General features: G+C 51.2%; 24 protein-coding genes and 1 pseudogene. 11 read left to right on the forward strand and 14 right to left on the reverse strand.

Annotated features, from left to right (window positions below):
- Positions 1-73 precede the first annotated feature (73 nt).
- Positions 74-310: a hypothetical protein gene (locus tag NFS35_RS13845; RefSeq protein ID WP_251207715.1), complete on the reverse strand. Its 237-nt coding sequence runs from the start codon at positions 308-310 to the stop codon at positions 74-76.
- A 12-nt stretch (positions 311-322) separates the two neighbouring features.
- Between NFS35_RS13845 and NFS35_RS13850 the strand changes: the two are divergent.
- The 4 genes and pseudogenes from NFS35_RS13850 to NFS35_RS13865 all read left to right on the forward strand — a co-directional run.
- Positions 323-478: pseudogene (locus tag NFS35_RS13850) on the forward strand (sigma-70 family RNA polymerase sigma factor); the annotation flags it as partial.
- Positions 479-481: 3 nt separating this feature from the next.
- Positions 482-730, forward strand: a complete 249-nt coding sequence (locus NFS35_RS13855) for a helix-turn-helix domain-containing protein (RefSeq protein ID WP_002323370.1) — start codon at positions 482-484, stop codon at positions 728-730.
- 375 nt (positions 731-1,105) lie between these two features.
- Complete coding sequence (locus tag NFS35_RS13860; RefSeq protein ID WP_004613735.1) at positions 1,106-1,309, forward strand: excisionase; 204 nt, start codon at positions 1,106-1,108, stop codon at positions 1,307-1,309.
- A gap of 78 nt (positions 1,310-1,387) precedes the next feature.
- Positions 1,388-2,578 carry a site-specific integrase gene (locus tag NFS35_RS13865; RefSeq protein WP_251207716.1) on the forward strand — a complete coding sequence of 397 codons (1,191 nt, stop codon included), beginning with the start codon at positions 1,388-1,390 and terminating at the stop codon, positions 2,576-2,578.
- A gap of 411 nt (positions 2,579-2,989) precedes the next feature.
- Here the strand turns inward: NFS35_RS13865 and NFS35_RS13870 are convergent, their stop codons facing one another.
- Positions 2,990-3,979, reverse strand: a complete 990-nt coding sequence (locus NFS35_RS13870) for a serine hydrolase domain-containing protein (protein ID WP_251207717.1) — start codon at positions 3,977-3,979, stop codon at positions 2,990-2,992.
- Between the two features lie 21 nt (positions 3,980-4,000).
- Positions 4,001-4,822, reverse strand: coding sequence for a MerR family transcriptional regulator (locus NFS35_RS13875; RefSeq protein ID WP_251207718.1), 822 nt, complete (start codon positions 4,820-4,822; stop codon positions 4,001-4,003).
- A 461-nt stretch (positions 4,823-5,283) separates the two neighbouring features.
- Between NFS35_RS13875 and NFS35_RS13880 the strand changes: the two genes are divergently transcribed.
- Genes NFS35_RS13880 through NFS35_RS13890 form a run of 3 tightly spaced genes read left to right on the forward strand, consistent with a single transcriptional unit; the run spans position 5,284 to position 7,148 of the window.
- Entirely contained in the window at positions 5,284-5,661 is a 378-nt protein-coding gene (locus tag NFS35_RS13880; protein WP_251207719.1) for a GntR family transcriptional regulator, read from the forward strand.
- A complete protein-coding gene (locus tag NFS35_RS13885; protein ID WP_251207720.1) occupies positions 5,645-6,493 on the forward strand; it encodes an ABC transporter ATP-binding protein in 849 nt (282 codons plus the stop codon). The genes NFS35_RS13880 and NFS35_RS13885 overlap by 17 nt, the downstream gene beginning before the upstream one ends.
- Entirely contained in the window at positions 6,486-7,148 is a 663-nt protein-coding gene (locus NFS35_RS13890) for an ABC-2 transporter permease (protein ID WP_251207721.1), read from the forward strand. The genes NFS35_RS13885 and NFS35_RS13890 overlap by 8 nt, the downstream gene beginning before the upstream one ends.
- A 274-nt stretch (positions 7,149-7,422) precedes the next feature.
- Here the strand turns inward: NFS35_RS13890 and NFS35_RS13895 are convergent, their stop codons facing one another.
- The 7 genes from NFS35_RS13895 to NFS35_RS13925 all read right to left on the reverse strand — a co-directional run bounded on the left by NFS35_RS13895 (position 7,423) and on the right by NFS35_RS13925 (position 12,802).
- On the reverse strand, positions 7,423-8,199 hold the full coding sequence (locus tag NFS35_RS13895) for an ABC transporter ATP-binding protein (protein WP_251207722.1): 777 nt from the start codon (positions 8,197-8,199) through the stop codon (positions 7,423-7,425).
- Positions 8,180-8,428 carry a hypothetical protein gene (locus tag NFS35_RS13900; protein WP_251207723.1) on the reverse strand — a complete coding sequence of 83 codons (249 nt, stop codon included), beginning with the start codon at positions 8,426-8,428 and terminating at the stop codon, positions 8,180-8,182. The genes NFS35_RS13895 and NFS35_RS13900 overlap by 20 nt, the downstream gene beginning before the upstream one ends.
- Before the next feature lie 291 nt (positions 8,429-8,719).
- Positions 8,720-9,037 (reverse strand): type II toxin-antitoxin system RelE/ParE family toxin, encoded by a 318-nt coding sequence (locus NFS35_RS13905; protein ID WP_251207724.1) that lies wholly within the window; start codon positions 9,035-9,037, stop codon positions 8,720-8,722.
- Positions 9,038-9,039: 2 nt separating this feature from the next.
- On the reverse strand, positions 9,040-9,318 hold the full coding sequence (locus NFS35_RS13910) for a type II toxin-antitoxin system Phd/YefM family antitoxin (protein WP_251207725.1): 279 nt from the start codon (positions 9,316-9,318) through the stop codon (positions 9,040-9,042).
- A gap of 255 nt (positions 9,319-9,573) precedes the next feature.
- Positions 9,574-10,569 carry a FecCD family ABC transporter permease gene (locus tag NFS35_RS13915; RefSeq protein ID WP_251207726.1) on the reverse strand — a complete coding sequence of 332 codons (996 nt, stop codon included), beginning with the start codon at positions 10,567-10,569 and terminating at the stop codon, positions 9,574-9,576.
- A 238-nt stretch (positions 10,570-10,807) separates the two neighbouring features.
- The gene (locus NFS35_RS13920) at positions 10,808-11,950 is read right to left on the reverse strand and encodes an ABC transporter substrate-binding protein (RefSeq protein ID WP_251207727.1); all 1,143 of its coding nucleotides are present in this window, start codon (positions 11,948-11,950) and stop codon (positions 10,808-10,810) included.
- A gap of 309 nt (positions 11,951-12,259) precedes the next feature.
- The gene (locus tag NFS35_RS13925; RefSeq protein ID WP_251207728.1) at positions 12,260-12,802 is read right to left on the reverse strand and encodes an NUDIX hydrolase; all 543 of its coding nucleotides are present in this window, start codon (positions 12,800-12,802) and stop codon (positions 12,260-12,262) included.
- Between the two features lie 231 nt (positions 12,803-13,033).
- Between NFS35_RS13925 and NFS35_RS13930 the strand changes: the two genes are divergently transcribed.
- The 4 genes from NFS35_RS13930 (at position 13,034) to NFS35_RS13945 (ending at position 16,231) form a co-directional block, all read left to right on the forward strand.
- Positions 13,034-13,564: a nitroreductase family protein gene (locus NFS35_RS13930; RefSeq protein ID WP_251207729.1), complete on the forward strand. Its 531-nt coding sequence runs from the start codon at positions 13,034-13,036 to the stop codon at positions 13,562-13,564.
- 642 nt (positions 13,565-14,206) lie between these two features.
- Positions 14,207-14,578 (forward strand): GntR family transcriptional regulator, encoded by a 372-nt coding sequence (locus NFS35_RS13935; protein WP_251207730.1) that lies wholly within the window; start codon positions 14,207-14,209, stop codon positions 14,576-14,578.
- A 151-nt stretch (positions 14,579-14,729) separates the two neighbouring features.
- A complete protein-coding gene (locus NFS35_RS13940; RefSeq protein WP_251207731.1) occupies positions 14,730-15,596 on the forward strand; it encodes an ABC transporter ATP-binding protein in 867 nt (288 codons plus the stop codon).
- Positions 15,584-16,231 (forward strand): ABC-2 transporter permease, encoded by a 648-nt coding sequence (locus NFS35_RS13945; RefSeq protein WP_251207732.1) that lies wholly within the window; start codon positions 15,584-15,586, stop codon positions 16,229-16,231. The genes NFS35_RS13940 and NFS35_RS13945 overlap by 13 nt, the downstream gene beginning before the upstream one ends.
- Before the next feature lie 416 nt (positions 16,232-16,647).
- Here the strand turns inward: NFS35_RS13945 and NFS35_RS13950 are convergent, their stop codons facing one another.
- The 4 genes from NFS35_RS13950 to NFS35_RS13965 all read right to left on the reverse strand — a co-directional run bounded on the left by NFS35_RS13950 (position 16,648) and on the right by NFS35_RS13965 (position 23,750).
- Complete coding sequence (locus tag NFS35_RS13950; RefSeq protein WP_251207733.1) at positions 16,648-19,014, reverse strand: ABC transporter permease; 2,367 nt, start codon at positions 19,012-19,014, stop codon at positions 16,648-16,650.
- Positions 19,008-19,781 (reverse strand): ABC transporter ATP-binding protein, encoded by a 774-nt coding sequence (locus NFS35_RS13955; protein WP_251207734.1) that lies wholly within the window; start codon positions 19,779-19,781, stop codon positions 19,008-19,010. Before NFS35_RS13955 ends, NFS35_RS13950 begins: the two co-directional genes overlap by 7 nt.
- Positions 19,782-19,806: 25 nt before the next feature.
- Positions 19,807-20,571 (reverse strand): helix-turn-helix domain-containing protein, encoded by a 765-nt coding sequence (locus NFS35_RS13960; protein ID WP_251207735.1) that lies wholly within the window; start codon positions 20,569-20,571, stop codon positions 19,807-19,809.
- Between the two features lie 467 nt (positions 20,572-21,038).
- The gene (locus tag NFS35_RS13965; protein ID WP_251207736.1) at positions 21,039-23,750 is read right to left on the reverse strand and encodes an FAD-dependent oxidoreductase; all 2,712 of its coding nucleotides are present in this window, start codon (positions 23,748-23,750) and stop codon (positions 21,039-21,041) included.
- Positions 23,751-23,853: the final 103 nt, after the last annotated feature.

Raw genomic sequence — 23,853 nt, forward strand, 5'->3', positions numbered from 1 at the left:
AATAAGAGATGACTTAAGCCACCTGATAAACAGGTGGCTATTTTTGAAAGTCAAGGTACGGATGATTACCTACTTACATTAAAACTTCTTTCAAAACTTCTTTCAAACTCCTTTCATTTTTTTGATTGAAGTTCCTATCTTCTTTCATTTCCTCTTCATTTGCATATACCATCTTTAATGTCAGAGTAACCTGATTCAGTCTCGTGTCTTCTTTCAATTCGGGTTTTATCCAACCCTCATTTTCCCATGCAGATAAAATCGCCGGAAAACCGGAACCGGCATTGTCGCCGAATCCAATCATCCTGAGCATTGTCTGCATACGTCTGAACGTAATCGAGAGAATTTGCTAATGTATTATTTCTTGGAAATGAGCGATACCGAGATTGCAAAAAGACAAAACATTTCAAGAAGTGGTGTTTTTCAAAACCGACACAATTCATTAGAGCTTATGAAAAAAATATTAAAGGAGAAAAGATAGCAAATGAAACACACAATGAAAAAACCGTCCTACTATTTGCTTTCGCAGGCTATGGACGGGGACGAAAAAGCGATTGAAAAGATACTGGCATTTTATGACCCATACATATCAAAGTGCTGTCTGCGTCCACTCTATGATGAATACGGTAATGTTTATATTGTTGTAGATATGGAATTAAAGGGACTTATCCGAGAAGCACTTATCAAAATGATTTTAGGGTTTGATATTGCCTTAGAAATTGAAGAAGAATAACAAGCAGTAATCGCAGAGCATGATTTGTTCAATCCCCTCTTTCCTGCTCTGCACCTGCTTTTACATGAAAGCAACACGCTTTCGCCACAGCTCTTTGACAAATGAATAAAGCAGACAGATACGTTTGTGAGATAGCGAGCCACGGGGACTGTACGCCACGACCTTTTCAAAAAGAAAGCGAGCGACCCACGCAGTGATCCGAGAGCGACTGTTGGAAAAGTCGTTTTGCCACAACCTATCCTCACAGAATAATGATACGTCCGCATGGTGCGGTTCTGCCCACAAGAATGGGAATAGTTGGAATACTAACGGAGCTTTCCAAAGCCGTCTGCCTGCTTGTAAAAAATGACACACAGTAAAGGGGGTGCATAGATTATGAACAATACTGATGTGCCTATCTGGGAAAAATATACGCTGACGATTGAAGAAGCGTCTAAATACTTCCGCATTGGCGAAAAGAAATTGCGTAAATTAGCCGAAGAAAATATTGACGCTGGCTGGGTTATCGTGAATGGTAACCGTATTCAGATTAAGCGAAAACAATTTGAAAAAATCATAGATACATTGGACGAAATCTAATGTCATTGAGCCGTAGATATGGTATAATAAAGTATAGCGTATCACGGCTCATTCCATGACGGAAAGGAGCTTTACACTATGTCTAATGTGAAACGAAAAGACAGTAAAAATCGCAATTTGCGTAATGGAGAGAGCCAGCGAAAAGACGGAAGATACGTTTATAAATATACCGATATATACGGAAAGCCACAATTTATCTATTCTTGGAAACTTGTACCGACAGACAAGACACCTGCTGGAAAGCGTGATGATATATCGTTGAGGGAAAAAGAAGCACAGATAAAAAAAGACCTTAACGACGGTATCGACACAGCAGGCGGTAAAATGACAGTCTGCCAGCTCTACGAGAAGAAGAACAGCCAAAGAAAGAACATCAAAAGGGCTACTGAAAAAGGACGCCAGTATCTTATGAACGCTCTGAAAAATGACCCATTGGGTATGAGGGCGATTGATACTGTTAAACAGTCAGACGCTAAAGAATGGGCTATCAGAATGAGCGAAAAAGGATATGCCTATAAAACGATTGATAACTATAAGCGTTCCTTGAAAGCGTCATTTTACATGGCGATACAGGACGACTGTATCAGAAAGAACCCGTTTGAATTTAAGCTAAGTGATGTTCTGGAAGATGATACAGAGCCGAAAGTTATCCTTACACCAGAGCAGGAAGAACGCCTTCTTGCCTTTATGGAAAAGGACAAGATTTACAGTAAGTATTATGATGAGGTTGTGCTTCTGCTGGAAACGGGGCTTCGTATTTCTGAATTTTGCGGATTGACGACGCATATTGATATGCAGAACAGAATACTCAATATAGACCACCAGTTATTGAAAGATAGCGAAATCGGCTACTATATTGAAACGCCAAAGACGAAAAACGGTAAACGAGAACTCCCATTGACAGAACGAGCTTATCAAGCAATCCAAAGAATACTAAAGAACAGAGGAAATACACAACCGCTAATTGTAGGTGGTTACAGCAATTTCCTATTCTTAAACCGTGAGGGATTACCTAAAGTTGCAGGAAACTATGAGGGCATGGTGCGAGGACTGATTAAGAAGTATAACAAGTATCACACAGATAAGTTACCAAACATTACACCACATTCATTCCGACATACTTATTGTACGAATATGGCAAACAGAGGAATGAACCCAAACACCCTGCAATATCTCATGGGACACGCTAACATAACCATGACACTTGGCTATTACGCACACGGTACATTTCAATCTGCAAAAGCAGAACTGGAAAGGCTGGCTTGTTAATATCGGAGCTTATATTTACTACTCATTTACTACTTTTGGTTGCATTTTCATGCTGGTAAATGCCAGCTTATGCAAGGTATCTTCCAAAAAGAAAATACCGATAAAGCCCTAAAATACGGGATATATCGGCATTTACCAACTTATGAAAAGATAATCAGAAATTTAGTAAGTTTTTATAATTACACCCTAAAACCAAATAAGCTGTTGTGAATACTTCCTTATCACCGTAAAACTAAGGCGTAACAAGCAGTCTGCTGATTTCGCCCTCTTTGTTACCCCTAACGGTCGAAACGGAATTTTAAATTTGATGCGCGCGGAGTAGCGCCGCAATACTGCCGCCAACAACGGTTTTTTATTTTCCGCTTGCGGCTGTCCGACTATCATATACTTAATTTTACTTGTACTGCAAATTTAACCGGTGCACAGTATAAATAGGGGTTCAATCTCTCTTTTTATGAAATCTATCCTGTCTTTCACTCTTGGAACAAATAAAGAGGAAATAGCGACTACAATTTTGTCTTTAACATTGACATATATCGCATTTCCACCGTCACCTAAAGCCGCATACGAATGCTCCGCTTCATCTATAACCCACCACAAATACCCATACTTTAAATGGCGTGCTTTCCAAACGCTTTGTACCTGCGTACTCTCGAAAATCCATTGATCGGAAATAACCTGTCTGCCGTTCCAATGTCCCTCATTCAAATATAACTGCCCTAATTTAGCCATATCCATAGTTGTAAGGGATAATCCCCAGCCAGCCGTATTCGTTCCCTTCGGGTCAGCAACCCAGCCGTTTGCACCCTTTGATTGATAAAAATCCAGTTGTTCTTCTTTGCTTTGAAAATAGATGTTTTTATCCACCGAAATTCCCAACGGAGAAAAAAGATTGTCCTGTGCAAATTCTAATACGGATTTCCCTGTAGCATTGACAAGTATGCCCGATAAAATATCAATTCCGATGACAGGAGCATATTTGAAATTCCCAATTTTTCCGTTTCCGCCCAAAAGATCAAGAGAGGATATTACCCAATCATCACTGGAAAAATATTTTGGATAAGGGTTAAACCTATACTTATAGGGGGCGGTCATTGTAAGCAGATTCCGGATTGTAACATGCTGTATTGTTTTCTCCCTTTTCCTGGTTTGATAATTTGGAAAAAAATCAATTACTTTTTCATCAAGGTTTTTGATACAGCCTTTATCTAAGGCAATTCCGAATAACATGGAAATGATGCTTTTCGTCACCGAAAAAATATGAATGGGGTCATTTTCTGAACACTGATTAAAATAACTTTCGTAAGCAGCATTATTATCTTTCAGTACAATGATTCCGGTTATATTGCCATATTCTTTTTTTATTTTATTTTCTAAAGATGTTATTTGCTCCTGTTTCATGCCGTTTGATCGACCTCCGCTTTAAATTTTTCTAACTGGATAATAGACTTCTGTAATCAGTTCATCTTCCTCCGCAACCTGAGAGGGGTCTGTTACATACACTTCAAACAATGCGTCGGTGCATTCATACCCTTTCTGTTCTGCCCATTTTATCTGCTTTGCATATACAGAAGATAAAATCGAATAGCTTCCCTTTACAACAGTTTTCAGACATAACCCCGCCTTAAAATCTCTTGTTCCAGTCACATATTCTTTAATAGGGACAGCAAATTCTGTGTCTAAACCAAACGGGCTAAATTCATTGCTGTGGAATAAAACCATTGGGGGATTGGCTATGGTTAAATTTTCTTTCCTTATCCTGCCTGATAGCCTCCCAAAGCAAACGCCGTAATCGTCAGAAAAATTATCTGCTTGAACCATTTTGCGGATGGAGAGCAGGCACATCACCGGAACCTCCACAAGTTCTACATCAATATCATCTAAATATGACATAATGGGCTTCCCATTTTTTAGGTTCGATATATCGCATTCCAGTTGATACAGACGCTTCTCCTGTTCATGTAATTGCTTTTTTATATCTTCCCGTTTTCGGGTTAGGGCAGCATACAATTTTTCCTCATACAATTCTCCCGATTCTATCATCTGCTTTATTTCCTCCAATGAGAAATTGTATGCTTTCAAACGGATAATAAGCAGCATAGTTTCTAACTGTTCAATCGCATAGTACCTATATCCGGTTTCCGGGTTGATTTCACTTGGCAGAATAAGCCCTATTTCAGCGTAATATCTGAGAGTTTTTGTAGATACTTTGCATATTTTTGAAAACTCACCAATAGACAGCACTGATAATCACCTTCCTTTTCTTTAAAGTATACACTTTACCGTAAGGGTAAAGTCAAAGGCATTTTTTGTTGTCGGCTTCTCATGAGAAATCTTAACGCTATATAAAATCCAAATCAATATGAGAATTTCGCCGAACCAGGATACTGATATCACGCCTGTCTTGGCCGCAACCGCATCGTCGGAAATTTTCCATCTGTGCATTGCAACCGCACAGGTGGAAAATTTTTCATTTGGAACTGTCGGAAAATAACTGCTACAACTTCTTTAGAAAAAAGCCCAGAAATGCAAGGAAAACGGCTTTAAACTCGTAGCAGTTATTTGTAGACAATTCCCTCTTGACAGATTCGCCCATAGTGCATATACTCAATATATACAGTAAACACTCCACAAAACAACACCTCACCATGCCGAAGAACCGGCGGCACCGCGAGGAAACCTACAGACCGGAGGTGATGCCCAAAATGAATATCCATATTTCCCTGCAAAGCGACATCCCCACTTACGAGCAGATCAAGATACAAATCAAGGCCCAGATTCTGGACGGACGGCTGGCCCCGAACCAGCCCCTTACCTCCATGCGCCAGCTGGCAAGAGACCTGCGTGTGAGCGTCATCACCACCACCAGGGCTTACAGCGACCTGGAGGCGGAAGGGCTAATCTACACCGTACAGGGACGGGGGTGCTTCGTCAAGGGGGACGCAGAAATGGTCCGCCGCCAGTATCTGCAAAACATCGATGAAGCCTTTCGGACAGCGGTGGAAAAGGGAAAAGCGGCAGGCCTAAACCTTGCCGAACTACAAGACAGACTGGAGGAGATTTTCCATGAAAAATGCAATTGAAATCCATGGTTTATGCAAGACCTATCCGGGATTTTCCTTAAAAAACATCAGCTTCACCGTGCCGGAAGGCCTCTGCTGCGGCTTTGTGGGACCCAACGGAGCCGGGAAGTCCACTACCTTAAGGATGATGGCCGGGCTGGCCTTTCCTGACAGCGGGGACATCCGCCTGCTGGGCAGGCCCGCCGACGCCCCTGCCGCGAAGGAGGATATCGGCATCCTGTTCGACCAGCCCTACTACCAGGAGGAATGGACGCCCCTGGATATCGAAAGAAGCCTGTCCCCCTTCTATCCCGGCTGGGACGCTGCCCTGTACAAAAGCTGCCTGTCCCGCTTTGGTCTCGACCCCCGGAAGAAATTCAAGAGCTTTTCCCGGGGCATGAAGCAGAAGCTGGGCCTGGCCGTCCATCTCTCCCGCAATACCCGATTGCTTCTGCTGGATGAACCCACCGGCGGGCTTGACCCTGCGGCCCGGGACGAGCTGCTGGACATCCTGCGGGAATATCTGGTTCCGGAAAGCCGCACAATCCTGTTCTCCACCCATATCACCAGCGACCTGGAACGGCTTGCGGACTGCATCGTCTATATCAGCGGCGGCGCCATTTCCTATGCCGGGGACAAAGAGGAGCTGGTCTCCCGCTATTGCGTGGTGCGGGGCGACGTGCTTCCCGAGGGGAAGAAATCCGCCGCCATCGGCCTGCGCCAGACCGGCAGCGGCTATGAATGTCTCATGGAACTGGACAGGATTGGCGGACTTCCCCCGGACGCCGTCACGGAACCGGCCACGATCGACGATGTGGTAGTCTATATGGAAAGGAGCAGAAAACATGCTTAGAATGTTGAGATTGAACTGGTCTGCAATGAAATGCTATCGTATCAGGTTCCTGATCATCCCCGGGAGCCTTTTCGTGACGAGATGCTTTTCCCCTGTCCTGCTGGTACCCATGGGAACCTTCCTGCTGTTCTCCTTCTCCCTGAATCCTTTCGCCATAGAGGAAAAGGGGGATCTGAACCGGCTCTATCTGACCTTGCCGGTGCAGCGGCGGACGATTGTCACCGGCAGATACGTCCTGTCTTTTCTCCTGTTCGCGGCGGGCGCCCTGCTGGGGCTGGCCATGATGCCCCTGGCCAATCTGGTCTCTTTTTCCAAATGGTACCCGGGCTTCAGCTGGAAGCTGGCGCTGGTTTCCTTCAGTTTCCTTTTCTACGGCGTCATGAGCCTAGCCATGTATCCGCTGCTCTTCAAGGTGGGGTACCAGAAGGGGAAGGTCTGGGGATATTATGTGCCTGCGCTACTCGTCTGCCTGGCTTATATCGCGTTGATAGAATATGATATGCTCCTGGGGAACGGAACTTTTATCTTCGACCTGCTGGTGTATGCTTCTGACCACATTTTAATCGTCAGCGGAGGGATGTTCACGGCAGGCGGGATTCTGCTGGCCCTCTCCTATCTGCTGTCCGCGAGACTGTATGGGCGGCGGGAGTTTTAGGCACGGCGAAGAGCCGCATGCTCCAATGTCTGCAGCGGAGCGTCAGCCTTATGTCCTGCATGGGGAGAGCGCTCTGCTGTCCGGACTGGCATCCTCTCCTCGCTCAGAAACTGCCGGAAGACAACTGATATAACTTGTTTCGGATAAAGCCCGGAATACCACAGAAGCTACCATGAACTGGCATTCGTTTTTTATAGACAGTCCCCTGCCGCGAAGCAAAAATTGCGCCCCTATGCCATTTTGCGCGGCCTGCCCGCGGGAATCCTGCATATATCTAATCCCCAATCTCATAGAAATACTGCGTCCCCGCACCCGTCCTTACCGCTCCCACGGCCACGCCGTAGAGCCGTTTTGCCATATCCTGCGCGAGCATCTCCTCCGGCGTGCCGCTCCAGATGACCTTGCCCTCTCCCAAAGCGGCAATCCGGGCGGATATCTTCAGGGCCAGCAGAATGTCGTGCAGCACTAAGACGACAGTTTTGCCTTCTTTTGACAGCTGCCGGACTGTCTCCGCGAATTTCACCTGCTGCCCGATGTCCAGGTAGGTGGTGGGCTCGTCCATGACGATGACGGGGGCCTGTCCGGCCAGGGCCATGGCGATGTAGACTTTCTGGCGCATGCCGCCGGAGAGCCGGGACATGTGCTGTTCGGAAAGCTCCGCTATCCCCATCTGCTCCATGGCCTGCCTGGCTATCCGCATGTCCTCCTCCCTGTATTTTCTGGGGTAGGTCAGGTAGGGGAACCGCCCGTGGAGCACCATGCGGCCTGCCGAGATGTCGGGCACGTTCTTTCCCTGGGGCAGGTAAGCGATCCTTCTGGCCAGCTCTGTCCGGGAGATATCTTTTATCGAAATACCGTCTATTCTGATGTCTCCGGAGCGCATGGGCAGGAATCCCAGCAGCGTGCGCAATAGGGTGCTCTTCCCGCTGCCGTTGGTGCCGATGATCGTGGTGATTTCACCGCTTTCCGCCCGGAAGTCCACCCCGCGCAGAATCTCGGCCTTCCCGTACCCGGCCCGGACATCCTCCATCTCAACCATAGCGCCATCCATCTGAACCCTGCCTCCTTTGCTTCCCTCTCCCGCCAGGCTCTTCCTTTCCTGGCCACGGCACCTCACCAATCCGCTCTCCCAAGCCGTTCCTGACCTGCGCAACCGTCCGCGCACAGGCTTTAATCGCTGTACACAGCCTGTACAGCAGCCACCATAGCTGCCCGGCCTGCTCTTTCTGCCGGCACAGGTCTTCTGCGGCTTTACAGCCCCACTGGTACAAGTATATCATAAGCGCAGCCCCTTGACAGCTACAAATTCATGATTTTCCTGAAAGCATTTTCCCCTGGCAACAGAAAAAAGGGGGGCAAGAGGTTGGATAGTGAAGACTAGTGGTAGCCCAGCCCGGACAGTTCGCTTCTCCAAAAAAGAAGAAGAACTCCTGACTGTACTCGCCATACAGCCAGGGGTTCGTTCTTTTTGTGTATCATTGGATGCTTCAATCCATGCGGATTGCGGTGACAAGATGGCTTTTGCCATATGGGCGAATGGAAGAATGCCCAGGCCAGGATAAAATATTGATTTACAGCCCCCGGATAATATTGAGATAATCCTGTCTTTGATCTACTACCGCATAAATGACGACTTCCCTGTCCGCTTCGTTGACCTTATAGAATACCAAATCTTTTTTGAGTATCAAAATCTTGTATCCCTGTCTCTTCAGCACCGGATATCTCGGCTCTGCCCCGATATAGGGATCGTCTGCCAGACTTGATATTCTGCTTTCTATTTCGTCAAGCTGCTCCAAAGCCACATTATTACCGAAGTTCTGAGCCACATATAATATGATTTTCCGGATGCCTGCATCTGCTGTATCGGTACGAACAATCCTGTACTTCAAAATCAATCCTCCTGCAGCATGGCTCGCAAGTCGCTGATGGTATCGCTTATGGGGGCCACACGCCCGTTCTTCACATCATCCTCCGCCTCCGTAAGAATTTCCAGCAACTCTATACGGGATTTCATGTTTTTGTATTCTTCATATGAGAGAGATACCGTATCGCCTCGTCCATTGACAGTAATGATGACAGCTTCCTTTCCTTCCCGGCACTGTCTGGAAATCTCGCTATAATGATTTCTTAGGTCTGCCGACGGCCTTATGGTTTCCTGTAAAGCATACATATCTGTCACCTCCATATACAGCATAAGAAATTGTATCAGTCAATTTCCAACAGTTACTAAGCAAATTATATCGCAATATGCCTATGAAATCAACGCAAATTCTCTTTTCGGAAAAGCATTCCCTATGTGGAGCTGTACCATGCCAGGTATTCCTGTTTGAGATATTCACGGTGCAGCCGCCCATAGCGTCAGAAATACTTCTATAGGTATCCAAAAAAGTCACAAAAATCCCCTGAGGAACCGCGGAACCACATCTCACCCGGCATGCCCGCCCTTATGCCGGATCAGCATATAGAGGAAAACAGGCCCGCCCACCACGGACATCAATATCCCCACCGGCAGCTCATAGGGGGCGAACAGCAGCCTGGCCGCCATATCGCAGAGGGCGACGAACCCCGCTCCCGCCACAGCGCACATGGGCAGGAGCCGCCCGCTCTCATTGCCGGTGAACCTGCGGACGAAATGGGGCACGATCAGCCCAACGAAGCCCAGGAGCCCCGCGAAGCTCACCGCAGCCCCCGCCAGCAGGGCGGCCAATACCAGAAAAAGCATGCGGTACCGCCCCACCTGCAGGCCCACTCCCTGGGCCGTCTCGTCCCCCAGCGTCACCACGTCCAGCTCGTTGCACAGGGTGAACAGCACTGCCAGCGCAAGCGCAATCAGCCCGGCCGCAGGCAGCAGACGCATGTAGGATACCGCGGAGAAGCCGCCCACCCGGAAGTCGATGCTCAGCATGGCCACGTCCGTGTCCAGCACCGTCACGGATTCGCAGACGGCATTCAATATGCTGTTCAGCGCCACGCCGCCCAGGATGACTGTGGTCTTGGACGCATTGGTTCGACGGGAGAACAGGAAAATGAACAGAACCGTAAGCAGGCTCCCGCCGAAAGCCGCACAGGAAACGGCCAGGCCGGACAATGCCCCCGCCGCGCAGCAGAGGGTCACTCCAAGGCCCGCTCCGGCGTTGACCCCGATGATGCCGGGGGAGGCCAGCCTGTTGGCCAGCACGTTCTGCAGCACGGCTCCCGACACCGCCAGCCCCGCCCCGGCCGCCAGGGAAGCCAGGGTGCGGGGGAGCCTGGCGTACAGCAGGATGCTCCTGCTCACCTTATCTCCCTGGCCCCGGAAAAGGGATATCAGCTGCACCGGGGTGAAATGGACGTTTCCCAGGCACAGGCTCGTCACCGCGATCAAAAGGCAGACGGCGATGCCGCCCCCGAGCAGCAGCCGGTTATGGTTCTTATTGTACATACGAGGATTCCTCCGTCCTGTCCTGATGCTCCGGCCATTTCTTCCGCCGAGTGGGGATTTGCTGTAAAAGTCCTGCATCTTGCCTGCGGAAAGCCGCGAAAGACAGCAGCGCGCCAAACCGCATGCCCTTGCGGTTTGTGTACGTCATTGTGCGCCAAGTGCAGACACTCAGTAAACCCCCAGGCAGTTCCCTTTATTGCCTCACTTTCATACAAGGTGACACAGCCCGTTCATGGGGTTACTGCGGAGCGTCCTGCTCCGGATACAGAATCTTCTCCAGCTCTTCATAGGCTTCGGCCCACCGGGCGTTGGGCTTCAGATTGTACAGATGCTTGTCCAGGACATGCACCTGGCCGTTCTTCACCGCGCCCAGCTCGTTCCAGAGGGGATTCTCCCGGAACATGTTCTCGATGTTCTCCTGGGTGCCTTCAATATCATCGCCGGACTGGACAATCAGTATCAAATCCGGATCCATCAGCATTATGCTCTCCAGGCTTAAGCTCTCCAGGAGACTGTCGTCCGTGTCCGCGATATTGACGCAGCCGAAGCTCTCCAGCATCTCGCCCAGCACGTTGCCGCCGTTGCCTTTGGCCCGTATGCTGGTGGCGGAAGCGCGCATGGACAGTACGGTGGGAGCGCTTTTTCCGGCATTTCTGTTCAATATTTCGTTTATTTCTTTCTGGATATCCGTTCCGTATTGGGTGTAGCGTTCCGGCTGTCCTGTGATGTCCGTGCAGGTCTTCAGGACGCGCAGATAGTCATCGAAGCAGGACACGTCAAAATAGGCCACCGTGATGCCCGCGCCCTCCAGGGACGATTGCCACTCCAGATGCTGGCTGGTGTTGGTGCTGGCCAGGACGAAATCAGGGTCTGCGGAAAGCAGAAGCTCCAGGCTGAGGCGCTTGGTCTCTCCCAGGTTCACGGTATCCTCCCCAAGGGGCAGGTCTAGATCCACGAAAGCGTCGTCCGGCGCTGCGCAGACATCCCCGCCCGCCAGTATCCACATATCCGCATAACTCCCCAGCAGAGTCGCCACCCGCTCATAGGATTCCACCGTGACCTCACGTCCCAAATCGTCCGTAAACGTATAGGCAGCGTCCGCCCCGGCATCCGGCTGGCCAGCCTGGCTTTCTCCCTGTCCTTCCGGCTGGCTGTCTGCCTGGCCGCCGGTCCGGTCTTGCGACTGGCTCCCGGTCTGCCCTTCCGTCCCATCACCGCTCTGGTCTTCCGATTGGCTGCCGGTCTGGCCTTCTGTCCGGCTCCCGGTCTGCTCTTCTGCCTGGCCGCCGCTTTGGCCTTCCGGCTGGCTCCCGGTCTGCCCGCAGCCCGCCAGTCCCACTGCCATCATACCAATCATCAGATATAATTTTATCTTTTTCATGCCATTCTCTCCTCCCTTGGACAGCTTCTTTTTAATGCCCCATTTTCGGAAAACCGTTCCTGACGCTTCGTTTCGAAGAACCGCGGGACATTTAATATAATCCTCAATTTGCCAAGCTGCTTATGCGACTATTTAGGAATTGTCGGAAAATAACTGATGCAACTTGTTTAGGAGAAAGCCCAGAAATACAACGAAAACGGCTATAAACTCGCATCAGTTATTTGTAGACAATTCCTTATACTGCCTAACGATTTCACTTGCCGTGAAACCAGACTGCATAACGCTGACTGGTTCAATCGCATGATTACATTAGGCAGTATTCAGCGTTATGCAGTATAAGGCAATCAGCAAAAAAAGATAGTGCGTTTCATAAGGCAGGAGCATGGGCGAACCTGACTCTGCCATCATTTTGAATTCATCAACCGAAATGTATCTTACTTCCTTTACCTCATGATCGGAGAAGGAATACCCATCTATAGGAATATCCGCTCTATAAAGAAACACATCGTCAATCTCATTCTCGAAATATCCGTCAATGCCGCCACATTCACGGCAGGAAAACAGATATTGCAGTTTGGACGTGTCTATATTGATGCCAAGTTCTTCACGTCCCTCTCTCCTGACAGCTTCCAAAGAAGTTTCGCCAGCCTGAATATGCCCCGAAAAAGAAATATCCAGCATATCAGGAAACATGACATGACTGCTCCGCGTTTGCAGCAATAGTTCCTGCTTAGAATTCATAATCCACACACAGACACCTCTATGGATAAGCGCTTTTCTATGTGCCTCGCCTTTCTCTTCGCTTTTACCGCTTTTTTGTCCTAAATCGTCATAAATATCAATGAATTCCATACAAAAAGGTTTCCTCCAAAGTCCGATTCAACAACAGGCAATTCTTTGCGCTCCGGTTTCCGGCGCACTTTTCCAGACTATGATCCATATCCTGAACCACACATGGTACATTATATCGCAGAGTCCCCCAAAATTCAATAGCGGCCGAAACGCCGAACCATTGACGGACTGTTGACAAAGAACCTTCGATAAAATATACTGAAATGCAGAACCGGAAAGGAGGAAGACTACATGAACCAAGTCATCGAAGCAATCGAGAAACGCAGCTCCACAAGAGGCTATACGGACGAGCCGTTGAGCGACGCACAGATCAACGCCCTGATACAGGCCGGGCTCCAGGCGCCCACGGCGGCCAACAGACAGGAAGTGCATTTCACGGTACTGAAAGGGAACCATCCCATTTTAAAGGAACTGGAGGACGAGAAGAACCGCCTACGGGACATCGTTTCCCCGGCCCACAACTTTTACTACGAAGCGCCCACCGTGGTGATCCTCAGCGCCGACAGCACCTACAAATGGGGTTCCCTGGACGCGGGCATCGCCGTGGAGAACATGGCCCTGGCGGCGGAAGGCCTGGGGCTGGGGAGCCTGATCATCGGCTGCATCCTGGACGCGATGCAGGGGGAGAAGAAGGCGCATTTCGCCGCTGCCCTGGACTTCCCCGCGGACTATGAGTACAAGATTGCCATCGCTTTCGGGCATAAGGCGGTCACCAAGGAGCCCCATACCTACGATGCCGATGTGCAGGTCACTTATCTGTGAGCGGAACCCTCGCTTTCCGGCGCTTCCACAAGGTGTCGGGAAGCGGCATTCAGGCTTTCGCCATTTGGGGAGCAGATGTCGGATAGTGCGCGGCTTAAGAACGAATCAAGAAGAAATTCAGAAAAGCTTTACTGCCATTGGAACGTGCAAAACAGCGTGCAGCCAATGAAATGAAAAAGCAGAACGGGCGCCGACAGCATAACAGGCAACGACGCAAATCATAACCGAATAAGTTACACAGCGTCAGAGCGTATAGAAAGCAATCTATGCGCTCTACTCTATTTTGGGAGCTACTACCAGTCCCCCAGTCCCTAAAGCGCAGGGCATCCGCTATCAGCGGCAATCAAACCAATCTGAAACAAAAAATTCCCAAATTTTTTAAAAACGGCATTGACAAACCGATCCAAATCGTCTATAGTGTACTTATCGATTAAGTACGCTAGCTACAATCGATACGTATCAGATATAACATGCACACGGACTGCAGTGCCGTTTTGCCATTGGCTTCGGCTAAGGCATTGACAAACACGCTTTGGCAATCGCTTTCGCAAAAAAGCCCTCCAAAGCAACGCCCCTGGGCCCCGGGAGCACATCCGGCAGATGCGCACAGAAAGCTTTCTATGACAAGAGCAGGAGAACAAAATGGAAATCCTTATCAGCAACAGCAGCGATAAGCCGATCTACGAGCAGATCTGTCTCCAGATCAAGAGCCAGATCATGAACGGCTCCCTGGCCCCGGGCGAGGCTCTGCCCTCCATGCGGGCCCTGGCAAAAGACCTGCACCTGAGCGTCATCACGGTGCAGCGGGCCTACGAAGACCTGACCCGGGACGGCTTCATCGAGACAGTCTCCGGCAAAGGCAGCTTCGTAGCGCCCCAGAACCGGGAGTTCATACAGGAGGAACAGCTGCGCCGGGCGGAGGAGCTGCTGCAGAAGGTAGCGGAGATCGGCAAGGCCCACGGAATCGCCTACGAGCAGATGGCCGGCATCCTCAGGCTTTTCTACGAGGAATGACAGGCACAGACGCCGGACTCCAAACTCAGACGCAGAACCACCGGCGGAACCGCATACAGCAAAAAGGCCGCATACCGGCAGAGGAACCCGCCAGGGAACCCATAACAGGGCAGCTTTTGCCCTTACCCACCACAGACAGGAGGACATCACCATGGAAGAAAACAGCATTTTAGTCAGGGATCTGTGCAAGACATTCCCCGGCTTCACCTTAGACCATGTCTCCTTTCGCGTACCGAAAGGAAGGATTGTAGGCTTCATCGGCGAAAACGGTGCCGGGAAGAGCACCACCATCAACCTGATATTGAATGAGCTGGCCAAGGACAGCGGCGAGATCCAGCTCCTGGGCATGGAGCACACTGCCCGCTGCGCCAGAGAAGACGTTGGCGTCGTATTCGATGAGTGCACCTTCCACGACGTGTTCACGGCGGCCAACCTGGAGAAGATGCTCTCCGGCATCTACCGCAGCTGGGACAGCGCCCTCTATCGCCAATACCTGCAAAGGTTCCGGCTCCCGGAGAACCAGCCCGTGGGCTCCTTCTCCAAGGGGATGAAGATGAAGCTCTCCATCCTCTGCGCCCTGGCCCACAGGCCGAAGCTGCTGATTCTGGACGAGGCCACCACGGGGCTGGATCCTGTGGTGCGGGACGAGATCCTGGATCTGTTCCTGGAATTCATCCAGGACGAGGAGCACTCCATCTTCTTTTCCTCCCACATCACCTCGGACATCCAGAAAATCGCGGATTTCGTCATCCTAATCCATCAGGGCCGGATCGTCTTCGAGGAGCAGAAGGACGACCTGGTGTACCATTACGGCATCCTGAAATGCGGGAAAGAACGGTTCGCCTCCCTCTCTCCCGACGACTATATCACTTACCGGGACACGAAGCTGTCCATGGAATGCCTGGTCCGGGACAAGGAGGCGGCAAGGCGCAGCTATCCGGACGTGATCGTGGACAACGCCAGTTTGGAGGACATCATGCTTTTCTATATCAAAGGAGGGGTACCATGCGAGGACTGATTTATAAGGAATTCACTGTTTTCTGTAAATGTATTGATAAAAAGCTGATACTTATAGCGGCAGCCTTTTCTCTTCTGCTGCTGTGCAAAGCCGGTTATTACGGGGGGCTGATGGCCTCCGTCCTGCTGGCCATGACCGTGGGCATGCAGAATGTCATGAGCTTCGTCAGCGACGACAAGGCCCGCTGGCAGAAATATCAGATGGCCCTGCCCGTGAGCGACATGTCGGTGGTGGCCAGCAAGTATATCTCCGTGCTCTGCACCCTGGGCATCAGCCTTTTGGGCGCCGGGGCGCTGAATCTGGCCTCCTCGGTGCTGTACCGGAACTTTGACCCTGTCGTCTGGGGCCTGGGAGCCTTCGCGGCGGTGTTCCTCCCGCTGATGTGGACGGGGGTGTGTCTGCCGCTGACCTATTGGTTCGGGGTGCAGTCCGCACAGGTCATGGGGATGCTCATCGTGGTTCCGGTATTTTATTTCATCAAATACTTCGAGGACGGCTCCGGGTTCTCCGCGATGGCGGCTTCCCTCTCCTCCTATCTCTTCCTGGCGGGGGCTGTGACAGTCGCGGCTTTCGGGGTATCCCTGCTGATCAGCGCGGCGGGATATGCCAGGCGGAGGGAGCAGCTGCGTCAATAGCTGTTCCCCCCGGCTGATTGTCGAAGTGTCAGCAAGAGAGTCTGTCATCCTCCCTTCTCCGTCAATAGCCTCTCGGAATCTTCAGACCGCTTATCACGCGGCTTCCCGGAAACCGTTTTGCCGATTTCCCCGCTTTTTCTGCCGCCTGGTTTCTCAGCAGCCTGATTTTGCCTGTCTGAAATTCCGAGAGCCTATGTCATACGGTCAATGGCCCGGTTATAGGATTTACCTTTGCCCGAAAGTCCTTTGACCAATGCTTGTCCTTGTTCAGCCAGGGTCTTCAAATCCTCTGTATGGAGTGATTACTTCCTAAGGGCATGAACCACATAGCCACCGTTCCCGGGAAGCGCTTGGGCAGTCGGGTTTTCGTCTGCTCCATAGGCGCAGGCCAGTCTCTCAATCAGTCTATCCGTCTCCTATTCGCTCACCATCTGCTTTACAGATACTGCGTTGATCGTTTTTACAATTGCAAATGTACCCAAGAACATACAGATTGGAAGCAGCACAAAACTCACAGTCGTTCCTGCCAGCGAATTCGCAAACGGAAATTCCGCAATCCCAAGCAAGCGGGCATATGGGGTCAGCAAATCAGGAATCACAAATACCCCCAGCATAAGTCCCAGGCTATTTCCCGCAAGAGCCAAAAGGCAATTCCTCCACGAATGGATCTTCAATATCTGCCAGGATGTCATCCCAATGGCTTTCAGCAAACCTATGAGACGCTGTTCCCGCCGGACCAGAATAAAGGTCAGATTGACAGCAGTCAGGATTGTAACAAGAAGCAGAAACGTTAAAACTGTTCCGACAGCGGGCCTCAGAACGCCTGTCATATTTTCTCCATTTGACTTTGACGCTATGAAGGAAAACTTTCCGCCATATTTCTCAGATAATTCCTTCTCGTATTCCCATTTATCGGTTCCGTCTGAGAGGACGAGCATATAGTCTCCGTATGAGCCGTCGGCCCTTGCGAATTGGTCTAAATCATCCGTAACCATCCGTATGATATTTCCGTAATTGGAAAGTGTCTGGAAAATTCCTGTGATCTCGTACTCTGCCTTTTTTCCGTTCACTGCCAGTTCTATCTTCTCTCCAACCTCCAGTCCATATTCCCTGGCCAGCGTCAGCCCGATACCGACCTCATTTTCCTGCTGAGGCCGTCTGCCATACAGGGTCCGGTCTTCTACTTCATCATTCCAAGGCAGCTCGTAGACTTCCGCCGGAGCACTTTGCCAGGCAGCTCCGGGAGCGGGCTTATACTGTGCGGTTACCTTATTGACCCCGTAGGTGAACGCTACCCTTGAATCGTTCTGCAGTTCGGGTAATATGACGCTCACCGGCGTATCTTCCAATGACGTGATATAAATATCCGTTTTGATAAACCCCCATATCTCCGGTTCCTGATCGATATTTTGGACTGCGTTCAGGCAGCCCAGGCCGATTACAGTAAGGCTGCCAAGTATGAGAGACACACCGGCTATATACGCATATTGCAGCTTTTTATTTTGCATTCCCCTGATGGCATAATACAGCTCAAAGGAGACCCTTCCATGATAATATGTGCCTGGGGGCTTCCTCGGCCCCTGATTCTTTGACGGCCATGTGCTCGTTCTGACTGCGTAAGAAGCATTCAGTCTCCGGACTTTGAAGACGGCGCAGAAGCAGATTGCCATAACAGCGGCCAGTACGATACACCCCGCAAGGAGCTGATAACCGCCTGTTCCGGTAAATGTGACCGTATAGATTCCGATATCTCCGAGGACTTTTGTGATAATGCCCCTGCTCAGCCAGCCGCCAAGAACACTGCCTGACACCGCCCCCGCAAAACCGATCGCCCCATAGCAAAATAGATAAATACCAACAATCTGCATTCCCGTCATGCCCAATGACTTACAGATGCCAATATTCCTGACATCCTCATCCATGTCGCTCTTGATCAGAAATAAAGTCAGTACGGCAATCATACCCGCGAGGACCACGCTTACAAAGGACAGCGCCGCCCCCACCATCTGATAAGCCGCCGTATATCCGCTTCTGATACGCTCATAAGTATACAGCGTATCGCCCAAGGGCAGTTTGAAATACTCTTCTGCGTCACGGATAAAATTCTGCTCCATCTGGCGGCTGTATTCCTCAAATCTGATCTCCAGGTAACTTACTGTGTTGTTCTCAGCCAAAGGGAATTCGGAAAGCCTGCCGGAGCCGCACCACATCCGGTACACGTTGGTACTGCTGCTGCCAAAAACAGGATCCGCAACGATTTTTGCAACACTTACTGTCACACCTTTATCCGCTAATTGCAGAGAAACGCTGTCCCCCACGGCCAGACCAAGGATATTGGCAATCTTTGTTGTGATCCAGATTTCATTCTTGCCGGGCATATCCGGTTCTTCGCCGTTCAGCATTTTGGGCGAAAGCATATCGCTGTTGATCCTTTCGGGAAGTTCCAGCAGAATGCCATTGCTCAGCCTTGTTCCGTCCTTTTCTATGTAATCAATGGTTTTTGTGTTTTCTGTTATCTGATACAAAAGCCCTTTCTGGCCGTCCAGATATTGCCTGACAGCGTCCGGTAAGATTACCTCGCCGCTCCACAGGCAGCAGATCTGCGGTCCGTCCATTTCCTCATAGGCCCTGTCGAACACCGTATCCAGTTCTTTCAGCAAAATCAGGGCATTGACCAGCAGCGCCGCAGTCAGTAAGATACAGATTCCCAGAAACGAATTCGGGACCTTTTTCCTTCTCAGCTTCGCCAGGGCGCACGTAAAACTTGCTTTCAACGTTACCACCCCCTCTTCTGCAGAAAGCGCATGAGTTCCTCTTCCCGATGTCCCACAGGACAGGAGCCGTCATCCGTAAATTTCAGTTCGCCCGCAGCCCGGCCATCCTTGATATAGACCACCCGTCCCCCTCTGACAGCAACCTTGACATCATGTGTGACCAAAAGAATCGTCTGCCCGTTTCTGTTCAATTCATCCAGCAAGTCCATGACGATGACTGACTGCGCCGAATTCAAACTTCCCGTCGGTTCATCACACAGCAAAAGCGGCGGCCTGTTGATAACCGCGCGCAAAATCGCGGCTCTTTGCTGCTGTCCGCCCGACAGCTGCGAAGGATACTTTTGGATATGCTCCTTCAGGCCAAACTGCCCGCATAGGTTTAAGATGGTATCCTTCATGGAATCCTTTGCTTTTTGATTCCCTCCCAGCAGCACCGGCATCATGATATTTTCATAAACCGTAAGGTCAGGAATCAGGCATTGCTGCTGAAAAACGATTCCTATGTTCGTCCGCCTGAACACTGCCTTTTCCGTTTCGCTCATCTGGCTGAAATCCGCCGTTTGACCGGATTGGGTATACTGTATCGACCCGCTGTCGAAATGATCGATACCGGCGAGCAAGTGCAGCAGGCTGGTTTTTCCGGACCCGGACGCTCCCATGATCATGACAAATTCGCCTTTGCCGACTTGCAGATTCACATTGTCAACAACTTTGTTTTCTATCGATTCTTCCTGATATTTTTTGGTCAGGGCTTTGACCTCCAACAGCTTTTCCATGTTTTTACTCCTTTCGCTGTTTTTTTCAGGCATTTCGGAGCATTCGATTTATCCGGAACGCCAGGATCACATAGACTGTCTTTATGATTGCGGTATAGAGCAACGCGAGGATGATTTGCGCAAAAGAACGCCAAACCAAGCTGAAATCATCCATATAGTTGAGCAGAGAGAACGCTCCTAACAGCGCGATCAGGCATCCCAATGTCAAGGTCAAGGCGCCGGCATATCTGACAGCCTGAACGGCCAGCTCCATTTCTTCCTTTGACAGACGCTTTCCAGGCAGACACATTTTCCAGGCGTTCCTATAGTCATGAAACCAGCCGGAAACGGATATGATTGCCAGTTTCAAACCCAGCAGATAAAACAATGTCGGCAAGTCAATCATATCAACCATGCTCCCCTCCCGCATTGAAGCAGCAAACAGAATCAAAAGGGCCAGACCACTCAGCGAGATACCTGTAATCGTACCGATGCTTCTGCTCCTGCTTCTTTTGTCCATTTCGTTCAATTCACTGACCAGTCCGACAATATTGCTCTCGGTTTTTTTCGCATATTCTTCAGGAGGGAGCTCCTTTGGTAAAAATTCCTCCCCCGCAAGGAGCTCGTTTATATCGACCTCCAGAGCGGAGCCAAGTTCCAGAAGAAGCGACGCGTCCGGCAATCTATACCCGTTTTCCCACTTGGATACCGTCTTATCTGTCACATTGAGCTGGTCCGCCAGCTGCTTCTGCGTCAGGCCCTGCTTTTTCCTCATGTCCGAAATGAATTTCCCGATTTTGGCTTGATCCATTATCTTGACCTCCCTTTACATACAGCAGGCAATATCATTCTTGCCTTGAAACACCACATTGAAAGTGTATATCCTTGTGAACACTAAATGCAACCCCCAGGCAGGAGAATGGCTCTCCAATTTGGAGAATTCCATAAAATCAACCGGTTTCTCCTGTCGTTTTGGGCAAAACAGCTGTATAAAGCTATACTGCATAACGCTGAATGCTGCCTAATGTAATCATGCGATTGAATCAGTCAGCGTTATGCAGTCTGGTTTCACGGCAAGTGAAATCGTTAAGCAGTATAAGTGCCGGATAGGAACGGCAAAGAGCAAATAGGCCGGGCATGGTGCCGAGGCGCAAAAAAATCCCTGCCGGGAATCGGATATCCGCGAAGATACCGATTCCGGCAAGGATTTTAGGGTTGCCGGGCATTAGCTCCTGGCTTCCTCCACAGGAATCCCATTCTGGCGCCCAAAGATTCCTATCAGCAGGTAGCCCCGCCCTTCACTTTCTTCTCCAGCACCGCGGACTTGTCGATCTGGGCGTGGAGCAATTTATCCTGTACATAGTCAAATCCCAGACGGTTCACCGTATCCGCGAAGCGCTCGCCGGTGATACCCTCGTCCCGGAAGAACAGGATGGCCCGCTCTATGGCATCCAGCACTTCCTCCTCGCTGGTGAACAGCTTATCCAGGGGACGGCCGTTGGCGATTTTCTTGCCCCATCTGCCGCCGATGTAGATTTTGCAGCCGTCCATGTACTCCTCAGTGACGCCGAAGGGACATTTTCCCTTGCAGCGCCCGCAGCCGTTGCAGGATTCGGCGTCCACTTTCAGGCAGCCGTCCTCCACTTTGGCCAGCTTGATGGGACAGGAGGTCTCCACCTGGCATTTCTTGCAGCCGCGGCACTTGGAATAGTCGAACAGCGGTACCCTCTGGCCGATGACGCCCAGGTCGTTCAGATCCGGCTTCACGCAGTTGTTGGGACAGCCGCCCACGGCTATCTTGAATTTATGGGGCAGCGTCACATGATGGTATCCTTCGTAAAAACGTTCATGAATCTTCTCGCTGATATCAAATGTGTCAATCAGGCCGTACTGGCAGGTGGTTCCCTTACAGGACACCACAGGGCGCACCAGGGAGCCTGTGCCGCCGGTCTCCAGATTATGCTCTGCCAGGAACGCTATCAGGGGATCGATGTTGGCGTAAGGCACCCCCTGGATTTCCATGGTCAGGCGGGTGGTCATGGTGATCTCGCCGCTGCCGAAGCGCTCCGCTCCCTCCGCGATGGCCCGATGCTCTTCGGTGGTGATCTTGCCGTTCCTGGTGATCACCCGGACGTTGAACACATCGCCGTAGCGTTTGTCCTGAAGGCATCCCAGGCCCTTCACCCGCTTGATCTCCTCAGGAGAGAGCTTCCCCCCTGCAGGAACCGCCCTCTTGACCACATTGAACGTAGAACCGCCTTCCAGCACACGGGTATTGGTGAATCCCAGGGCTTTCAGCTTGTTCTGGACGAGATACCCTCTCTTCCCCCTGGCGCAGACCAGCAGCAGCTTCTCCGCCTTGTCATATTTCGCGGAAGACTCTTCCGGTCTGGTCAAATCGAACCACTCCGCGCCGGGCAAGGTGGGTGCGGGATGGGCGTCCACCAGTCGGTATCCGTTTGCCGCGCCCGCCGCGTACTCTCCGGGGGTAAAGGACTCCAGCTTCCCGCTCATCTTGTTCACCAGCACGCCGCAGGCCGCCGCGATAGGATGGATGGCGGTGGAGAAAGGCGGCGCATAGGCGAAATCCATGGTGAGGAAATCTTCCGCTTTCGCTCCAAAGGAAATCCCGGTGACGGCGATGTCCGCCATCTTGTCCACCGCGCCCGCGCCGATGACCTGAAGGCCCAACAGCTTATGGCTTTCCCCATCGGCAATCAGCTTGGTGACGAACATGGCGGAATCCGGATAGTAATGGGCCTTGTCGTCCGTGACGCACAGGGCGGAAACCACCTGGAATCCGGCTGCCCTGGCCTGTTCCTCCGTAAGGCCTGTGCGCGCCGCGTTCAAATCCGAAGACAGCTTCACCACGCCCGTCCCCAGGCAGCCCGGGTAAGGGGTCTCCTGGCCGCTCAGGGAGAGGGCCAGCGCCCGTCCGGCGATGTTGGCGGTGGAGCCCATGGCAGACCACTGGGTGCGTCCAGTGATGCGGTTCTTCACCAGAGCGCAGTCCCCCGCGGCGTAGATGTCCGGCAGATTGGTGCGCTGGTATTCGTCCGTGACGATGCAGCCCCTGTCCATCTCCAGGCCGGTATCTGCCAGGAATTTCGTGGCCGGGCGGATGCCTGCCGCCAGGATGACCATCTCCGCGGGCAGGGTTCCCGTGCCGGTCTGTACGCCGGTGACCCTGTCCGTGCCGGCAATCCGCTGCAAGGCCGTGCCGGTGAGGATGCGCATGCCTTTTGCCTGTAGCTTCCTTCTGACATAATCCGCCATCTCCGTGTCGAAGATATTGGGCATCAGCTGAGCCGCCATGTCCATGACGGTGACGGAAAGGCCCTTCGCCATGAGGTTTTCAGCCACTTCCAGGCCGATGAAACCGCCGCCTACCACGACGGCCCGCTTGCAGTTCTGCTCTTCGGCATACTTTCTGCAGCCGATGGCGTCCTGGGGCGTGCGCACGGTGAACACGCCGGGAAGCTTCGTGCCTTCCACAGGGGGGACGGAGCTTTCCGCTCCTACGGCGATTACGAGTTTGTCATATTTTACTGTCTCCACTTCCCGGCTCTGTGACAGGGCACTGTCAGATTCTGTCCCCGACAGCACCGCTCCCCTTCCGCCGACAGCTGCCCCGGGGTTCTGGGGTTCCGCCCCATTTCCCTCACCTGTTGGCTGCTGCGTTCCCTGGCTGCCTGTCTCCGCGCCACTCTTCCGCACGGAAACCGTCTTTGCCTCCGGGTCTATCGCCACTGCTTCGCTCCGGGTATGTACCGTGGTGCCTGTGAGGCCCATGAACTTCTGAGGGGTGTTCACGACCAGTTCCCCTTCCGTCTCGATGGCTCCGCCGATGTAGTACGGAAGGCCGCACCCGGCATAGGAAATCTCCTTTCCTTTGGTATAGATGACGATTTCAGCCTGGGGAGTCTCCCGCTTCAGCTTCGCCGCCACCTTTGTGCCGGCGGCTACGCCGCCGATGATGACAATTTTCATGATTGTCTGCCTCCTTCAATTTATTGTTCTGTCTTTTTTCCAAAAAAGTATTAAGGAATCGTCTACCAATTTCCGGCAGTTCCTAATTCGTTTTGTTTCCACC

Origin of the sequence: Acetatifactor aquisgranensis, assembly GCF_943193215.1 — a bacterium.
In the GTDB taxonomy this organism is placed as follows: domain Bacteria; phylum Bacillota; class Clostridia; order Lachnospirales; family Lachnospiraceae; genus Acetatifactor; species Acetatifactor aquisgranensis.